The sequence below is a fragment of the Dickeya chrysanthemi NCPPB 402 genome, from assembly GCF_000406105.1.
Classification (GTDB): domain Bacteria; phylum Pseudomonadota; class Gammaproteobacteria; order Enterobacterales; family Enterobacteriaceae; genus Dickeya; species Dickeya chrysanthemi.
Window position 1 is genome coordinate 2,213,582 of the sequence record NZ_CM001974.1, and the last position, 7,703, is coordinate 2,221,284.

Genomic DNA, 7,703 nt, shown 5'->3' on the forward strand with positions numbered 1-7,703 from the left:
TTGTCGCAAACCGGCTGATTTTTAGTCGCCTTTCTGCCGATAAGTACAAGAGTCGTGATTGGCGAAAACGGGTTTTACATGCTAATTAGGTTGCGTGGTGTTATTTATCAGGTAGAGTGTGGGATTTTGCATCGTCAAGCGGAATAATTGCTGCGCACCGGGACGGAACCGGTTGCCGCTATGGGCGATAAAATGAATGAATAATCCTGAATGATCATAGGGTTGCGACGCGATGAAGGCGTGCGGCGCGCCGTCGCCGCACTGATAAAATGATTTTCCCGCAGCCGTGATGGTTCAGGCTACGCCGGCTGGAAAGCCAGAGCGAATAACTGAGAAATTTCTTCTTTTTTCAAAGAATTCAGTAGGTAACAATATATTATGGGTAAAGCTCTCGTTATCGTCGAGTCCCCGGCAAAGGCCAAAACGATTAATAAGTACCTTGGCAATGACTACGTGGTGAAATCCAGCGTGGGGCATGTCCGCGACTTGCCGACCAGCGGTTCGGGTTCCGCGAGCAAGAAAAGCGCTGAAGCCAATGGCGAGAAAGCGAAAAAAGCGGTCAAGAAAGATGAGAGGACCGCGCTGGTTAACCGTATGGGGGTGGATCCTTACCGCGGTTGGCAAGCCCATTATGAGATCCTGCCCGGCAAGGAAAAAGTGGTTTCGGAACTGAAAATGCTGGCGCAAAACGCGGATCACGTCTATCTCGCAACCGACCTTGACCGCGAAGGGGAAGCCATCGCGTGGCACCTGCGGGAAATTATTGGTGGGGATGAAAAACGCTTCAGTCGCGTGGTGTTCAACGAAATCACCAAGAATGCGATTCGTCAGGCGTTCGAGAATCCGGGCGAGTTGAACATCAACCGTGTCAACGCTCAGCAGGCGCGCCGTTTCATGGATCGCGTGGTGGGATACATGGTATCGCCATTGCTGTGGAAAAAGATCGCCCGAGGTTTGTCTGCCGGACGTGTACAGTCGGTTGCAGTGCGCCTGGTGGTGGAGCGCGAGCGTGAAATCAAAGCGTTTGTGCCGGAAGAGTACTGGGAATTGCATGCCGATCTGCTGGCGAATGTCGAAACGGCGTTGCAGATGCAGGTGACGCATCATCATGGTAAACCTTTCCGGCCGGTGAATCAGGCGCAGACGCAAGCCGCGGTCAGCCTGCTGGAGAAAGCCAGCTATGTGGTGAACGAGCGGGAAGACAAGCCGACCAGCAGCAAACCGGGCGCGCCGTTTATTACATCGACATTGCAACAGGCCGCCAGTACACGTCTCGGGTTTGGGGTGAAAAAAACCATGATGATGGCGCAGCGATTGTATGAAGCCGGCCACATCACCTATATGCGTACCGACTCAACTAACCTGAGTCAGGATGCGCTGGCGATGGCGCGTGATTATATCCAGGGCGAATTTGGTCAACGCTACCTGCCGGATGCGCCGAATCTCTATACCAGCAAGGAAAATTCACAGGAAGCGCACGAAGCGATCCGTCCTTCCGACGTCAACGTACTGGCTGACCAGCTCAAAGACATGGAAGCCGATGCGCAGAAACTGTATCAACTGATCTGGCGCCAGTTCGTCGCGTGTCAGATGACGCCGGCGCAGTATGACTCCACTACGCTGGTAGTGAGTGCGGCGGATTATCAACTGCGTGCCAAAGGGCGTACTCTGCGCTTTGACGGCTGGACCAAGGTGATGCCTGCGTTGCGTAAGAGCGATGAAGATCGGACCTTGCCGGCTGTGGAGGTAGGGCAATCGTTATCTCTGGAAAAATTGTTGCCCAGTCAGCACTTTACCAAGCCGCCGGCCCGTTACAGCGAAGCGTCGCTGGTGAAAGAACTGGAAAAACGCGGTATCGGCCGTCCTTCTACCTATGCCGCCATCATCTCTACGATTCAGGATCGTGGCTATGTGCGGGTGGAAAATCGTCGTTTCTATGCGGAAAAAATGGGAGAAATCGTCACGGATCGTCTGGAGGATAACTTCCGCGAGCTGATGAACTACGATTTTACCGCTCGTATGGAGAACCGCCTCGACCTGGTCGCCAACAGCCAGGCGGAATGGAAAGCCGTACTGGATGAGTTCTTCGCCGAGTTCAGCCAGCAACTGGAAACCGCCGAGCTGGAGCCGGACGAAGGCGGGATGAAGCCGAACCAGATGGTGCTGACCAGCATTGATTGTCCGACTTGTGGTCGCAAAATGGGCATTAGAACCGCCAGTACCGGTGTATTCCTGGGGTGTTCCGGGTATGCATTGCCGCCGAAAGAGCGCTGCAAAACCACCATCAACCTGATCCCGGAAGCGGAAGTGTTGAACGTGCTGGAAGGCGATGAGGCGGAAACCAACGCATTGCGTGCTCGTCGTCGTTGTTCGAAGTGCGGTACGGCGATGGACAGCTATCTGATTGATAACCAGCGCAAGCTACATGTTTGTGGTAATAACCCATCTTGCGACGGCTACGAGATAGAACAAGGCGAATTCCGGCTTAAGGGTTATGACGGCCCGGTGGTGGAATGTGAGAAGTGCGGTTCGGAAATGCACCTGAAAATGGGGCGTTTCGGTAAATACATGGCTTGTACCAGCGACAGTTGCGGCAATACCCGCAAAATTCTGCGTAATGGTGAAGTCGCGCCGCCGAAAGAAGACCCGGTGCCGCTGCCTGAATTGCCGTGTGAAAAATCCGATGCGTATTTTGTACTGCGTGACGGTGCGGCGGGGGTATTCCTGGCCGCCAACACCTTCCCGAAATCACGCGAAACCCGCGCGCCGTTGGTGGAAGAGCTGGTGCGCTTCCGTGATCGCTTGCCGGAAAAACTGCGTTATCTGGCTGATGCGCCGGTCACTGACGCGCAAGGCAATAAAACGCTGGTTCGGTTTAGCCGCAAAACCAAGCAGCAGTACGTCTCCTCGGAAAAAGAGGGTAAAGCGACCGGATGGTCGGCGTTCTATGTTGATAATAAATGGGTAGAGAGTGCCCGTTGATTACGCCGATAATTGACTAAAACCGCATTTTTTATCATGAATTGCGGTTACATTATGTTAAGCCAGCCTGCACAGGCTGGCTTTTTTTATCCATGACCTGAATATCATCCGCAGGCAGCCGATAACAAAAAAGGAAATAAAAACCCATTTTCCAGTGCCAGTACTGTCTAACAAATACAGGAAATGGTTATATAAAATATTTTTTATGATTAAATGGCATTTAAATGGCGGAAATCTATACCGTTGTATTGAGCTGTCACCACCTTGTCAACGCAGATAACGTCAGTAACACAGATGCCGCAGCGCATGACATATTACGGAATGGGATAACTTATGAAACTGCAACAGCTTCGTTATATCGTTGAAGTTGTTAATCACAATCTGAACGTTTCCTCAACGGCCGAAGGGCTATACACCTCTCAGCCGGGGATCAGTAAACAAGTTCGGATGCTTGAAGATGAACTGGGTATTCAGATTTTTGCACGCAGCGGAAAACATTTAACTCAGGTGACGCCCGCTGGACAGGAAATCATTCGTATTGCACGTGAAGTCTTATCTAAGGTGGATGCTATCAAGGCCGTTGCCGGCGAGCATACTTATCCGGATAAAGGCTCGCTGTATGTCGCGACGACTCACACTCAGGCGCGTTATGCGTTGCCTGACGTCATTAAGGGGTTTATCGAGCGTTACCCGCGCGTGTCGTTGCATATGCATCAGGGGTCGCCCATGCAAATTGCCGAAGCGGTGGCTAAAGGCTCGGCGGATTTCGCGATTGCTACCGAAGCGCTGCATTTGTATGAAGATCTGATCATGTTGCCGTGTTATCACTGGAATCGAGCCGTCGTTGTGAAACCCGATCACCCCTTGGCCGGTAAAACCAATATCAGCATTGAGGAACTGGCGGCGTACCCGATAGTGACTTATACCTTTGGTTTTACCGGGCGTTCGGAGCTGGATACCGCGTTCAATCGCGCCGGACTGACGCCACGCATTGTATTCACGGCAACGGATGCCGATGTGATAAAAACGTATGTCCGCCTGGGGCTGGGCGTCGGCGTTATCGCCAATATGGCAGTGACGGCAGCCAGCGATCCGGACCTGGTCGCCATCAACGCCGATAACCTGTTCGGCTATAGCACCACTAAAATCGGGTTTCGCCGCAGTACCTTCCTGCGCAGCTACATGTATGATTTTATTCATCGTTTTGCGCCGCATCTGACACGGGATGTGATCGATACGGCGATTTCGCTGCGCTCGAATGAAGAAATAGAAGCGATGTTTAAAGACGTTACGCTACCGGTGAAATAAGCGGTTGATTAAAGCCGGGTGCAATGACGGCACGGCCGTATGACACTATCAACAAATAAAGACAGGTGAGACAACAAATAAGGGCAGGTGAGAGCCTGCCCCTATTTTTGTGGGATATCCGTGTTGGCGTCAGATATCCGTTTTTTCTTTATATTCGCACAAGTCTTCTATCAGACAGGCGCCGCAACGTGGTTTACGGGCGATGCAGGTATAACGGCCGTGAAGAATCAGCCAGTGGTGACAGTCGACCTTGAATTCCGCCGGGACATATTTCAGTAATTTCTCTTCTACCTGTTCAACGTTTTTTCCCGGCGCAAAGTGAGTACGATTGCAAACGCGAAAAATATGGGTGTCTACTGCAATGGTGGGCCAGCCGAACGCCGTGTTCAGTACCACATTGGCGGTTTTTCGCCCCACGCCGGGCAAGGCTTCCAGCGCGGCGCGATCTTCAGGCACCTGCCCCTGATGTTTATCCAGCAAGATACGGCAGGTTTTGATGATGTTTTCGGCCTTGCCGTTAAAAAGCCCAATGGTTTTGATATACGATTTCACGCCATCCACGCCTAACGCCAACATCGCCTGCGGCGTATTCGCCACCGGGTAGAGTTTTTCCGTGGCTTTGTTGACGCTGACGTCGGTTGCCTGCGCAGACAACAGCACCGAAATGAGCAATTCAAAAGGCGAGTTGAATTTCAGCTCGGTAGTTGGATGCGGGTTGTTGTCCCGCAAACGGCTAAGAATGGCAATCCGTTTCGCTTTGTTCATATTATTCCGCTTTATTCCGCTAGCGTATGTGAACCCAGGGACGCCGACCGTACCGCACGGGCCTGGCGCTGTTTACGTCTTTCATCGATAACGTATTTAACGGCCAGCATCATCCCCAAGCCGATAAACGCGCCAGGCGGCAGAATCATCAGCAGGAATGGCGAATCCATGTGCACCACTTCAACCCGCAGCAACCGTGCCCAACTGCCCAGCAACAGGTCCGCGCCGTCAAACAGGGTGCCGTTGCCGAGAATTTCCCGCATCGCGCCCAACACAAATAATGCACTGGTGGCGCCCAGCCCCATAAATAGCCCGTCCAGCGCCGATAATACGACCGTATTTTTTGACGCGAAAGCTTCTGCGCGCCCAATCACGATACAGTTGGTGACGATCAGCGGGATAAAAATCCCCAGCGACTGATACAACCCATAGGCATACGCATTGATCAACATTTGCACGATGGTAACCACAGATGCAATCAGCATGACGTAAATGGGAATGCGAATTTCACCCGGCACCCAGCGGCGCAACGCGGAAACGGCAATGTTCGTGCATACCAGCACCAGTGTGGTGGCGAGCCCCAGCCCGATGGCGTTAGTAGCGGTCGACGAGACGGCCAGCAACGGGCAAAGCCCTAATAGCTGTACCAGGGCGGAGTTATTTTTCCACAACCCCTGCCGGGCCAATTCCTTCATCTGGTTCATGGTTTGTCTCCACATGGCGTCAGGCTAGGCAGGCGCGGCGGTAAGGTTTGCAAAAACAACGTGCTGCGCTTCACTGCATTCACAACGGCTCGCGGGGTGATAGTGGCACCGGTAAATTGGTCGAATTGTCCCCCGTCTTTTTTCACCGCCCAGCGGCTATCTTGCGGTGACGTTATCGACTGGCCGGTAAAACCTGTTATCCAGTCGGAAACGCGAATATCGATCTTGTCTCCCAGCCCCGGCGTTTCATGGTGTTCAGTGACGCGTGTGCCGAGCACAGTACCATGGAAATCGGCGCCGATCAGCAGATGGATGGCACCGGAGTAACCGTCTGGCGCCGTGCTTTCCAGCGCGGCGGCAACGGGCGCGCCGTCGCGCCGGGCGATATAAACACGGTGCGGCGAAGTAGAACCCAATGTCGGGTCCGTGACCAGATAGCATTCGCTGAGCAAGTCATTGTTATAACGATCGGCAGGAAGGACCTGATCGAGCAGAGTGCGTTGTTGAGCAATGACCTGCTGTGAAATGGTTTTTTCGGTCAGAGAATTGACCAACGCCGTCAACCCGGTGGTGCAGGCGGCAAACAGGGCCAGCGTAGTCGCATGGCGACGCATGGTGGTCAGCAGCATAATCCGTCCTTAGCGATGGCCATAAACGCGCGGTTTAGTGAAGTAATCAATCAACGGCACGGTAATGTTGGCCAGCAACACAGCAAAGGCGACGCCATCGGGATAACCGCCGTAGGTCCGAATCGTCCATACCAGTATGCCGATTAACGCACCGAAAATCAGTCGGCCTCTGGGGGTCGTGGAGGCCGTTACCGGGTCGGTGGCAATGAAGAACGCACCCAGCATGGTGGCGCCGGAAAACAGATGCAGCAACGGCGGGGCGCTAACGTCGGGGTGCAGATGCCAACCCGCCAGTGCGCACAAGGACAAGGCGAGCAGAAAGCTAAACGGAATCTGCCAGTGGATTATCCGCAGTAACAGCATAAACAGGCCGCCGGCCAGAAATGCCAGATTAATCCATTGCCAGCCCAGCCCGCCCAATACGCCACCCAATAATGGCTGATGCAGCAACGTATCGGGTTGATGGCCGCTGCGTAACCCGGTTTTGAAGGCATCTAGCGGTGTGGCCTGGCTGACGCCATCCACACCCTGAATCAGTTGCTGGATAGTCTGACCTGCCGTTCCGTGCCCGGTGAATATTGCCGCCAGCGCATCGTCGAACCCGACCGGCGCGGCCTGTAGCCCGTCCGGCGGCAACCAACTGGTCATCTGTACCGGAAAGGATATCAGCAACACCACATAGCCGATCATGGCCGGGTTGAACGGGTTTTGACCCAGTCCACCATACAACTGCTTAGCGATGATAATGGCGAAGGTGGTGCCCAGTACGACCATCCACCAGGGCGTAAACGGCGGCAGGCTGATGGCCAATAGTACCGCCGTCAGTAATGCGGAGTTATCCTGTAGCGTGTCGATGACCGGGCGTTTTCGCAATAGCAATATTGCCGCTTCAGTAAAGAGCGCGGTAACGCTGGCCAGTGCCAGCTGAATCAGGTTGCCGTAACCGAAAAACCAGGCTTGCGCCGCGATACCCGGCACACAGGCGATCAAGACCCAACGCATAATCGCGCGGGTGGACTGGCGGTTATGGGTAAAGGGTGAGGGTGCGATTCTGAAAGCCATTTAATCCTCTTGCGATGCCAGCGATGCGGCGGCTTTACGTGCTTTGACCCGGGCGATAGCAGCGGCAACGGCGGCTTTGCGCGGGTCGATTTGTTCGTTCTGAGGTGCCTCATGCGGTGCGGCAGAGGGGCTGCTTTGCGGCGGCTCGACCATTGCCGTCGACGCTGTCGTTTCCGGTGACGCCGTCACGTTTTCATCGTCGCTATGCTGTGCTGCCTTACGTGCTTTGACCCGGGCGATAGCGGCGGCAATA

General features: G+C 54.0%; 6 protein-coding genes and 1 pseudogene. 2 read left to right on the plus strand and 5 right to left on the minus strand.

Going from position 1 to position 7,703, the window contains the following annotated elements:
• Positions 1-378: 378 nt before the first annotated feature.
• Together topA and cysB are read left to right on the plus strand one after the other, a co-directional pair.
• Positions 379-2,982, plus strand: coding sequence for a type I DNA topoisomerase (topA, locus tag DCH402_RS09940; protein ID WP_040000940.1), 2,604 nt, complete (start codon positions 379-381; stop codon positions 2,980-2,982).
• Between the two features lie 333 nt (positions 2,983-3,315).
• Positions 3,316-4,290, plus strand: coding sequence for an HTH-type transcriptional regulator CysB (gene cysB / locus DCH402_RS09945; protein ID WP_040000941.1), 975 nt, complete (start codon positions 3,316-3,318; stop codon positions 4,288-4,290).
• Between the two features lie 129 nt (positions 4,291-4,419).
• Here cysB and nth read toward each other — a convergent pair whose 3' ends face one another.
• The 5 genes and pseudogenes from nth to DCH402_RS22875 all read right to left on the minus strand — a co-directional run.
• On the minus strand, positions 4,420-5,055 hold the full coding sequence (gene nth / locus DCH402_RS09950) for an endonuclease III (RefSeq protein ID WP_033575509.1): 636 nt from the start codon (positions 5,053-5,055) through the stop codon (positions 4,420-4,422).
• A gap of 11 nt (positions 5,056-5,066) precedes the next feature.
• Positions 5,067-5,759, minus strand: a complete 693-nt coding sequence (locus DCH402_RS09955; RefSeq protein ID WP_040000942.1) for an electron transport complex subunit E — start codon at positions 5,757-5,759, stop codon at positions 5,067-5,069.
• The gene (gene rsxG, locus DCH402_RS09960; RefSeq protein WP_040003522.1) at positions 5,756-6,385 is read right to left on the minus strand and encodes an electron transport complex subunit RsxG; all 630 of its coding nucleotides are present in this window, start codon (positions 6,383-6,385) and stop codon (positions 5,756-5,758) included. The genes DCH402_RS09955 and rsxG overlap by 4 nt, the downstream gene beginning before the upstream one ends.
• Before the next feature lie 12 nt (positions 6,386-6,397).
• Entirely contained in the window at positions 6,398-7,450 is a 1,053-nt protein-coding gene (rsxD, locus tag DCH402_RS09965) for an electron transport complex subunit RsxD (protein WP_040000943.1), read from the minus strand.
• Positions 7,451-7,703 (minus strand): annotated as a pseudogene (locus DCH402_RS22875) (electron transport complex subunit RsxC); the annotation flags it as partial.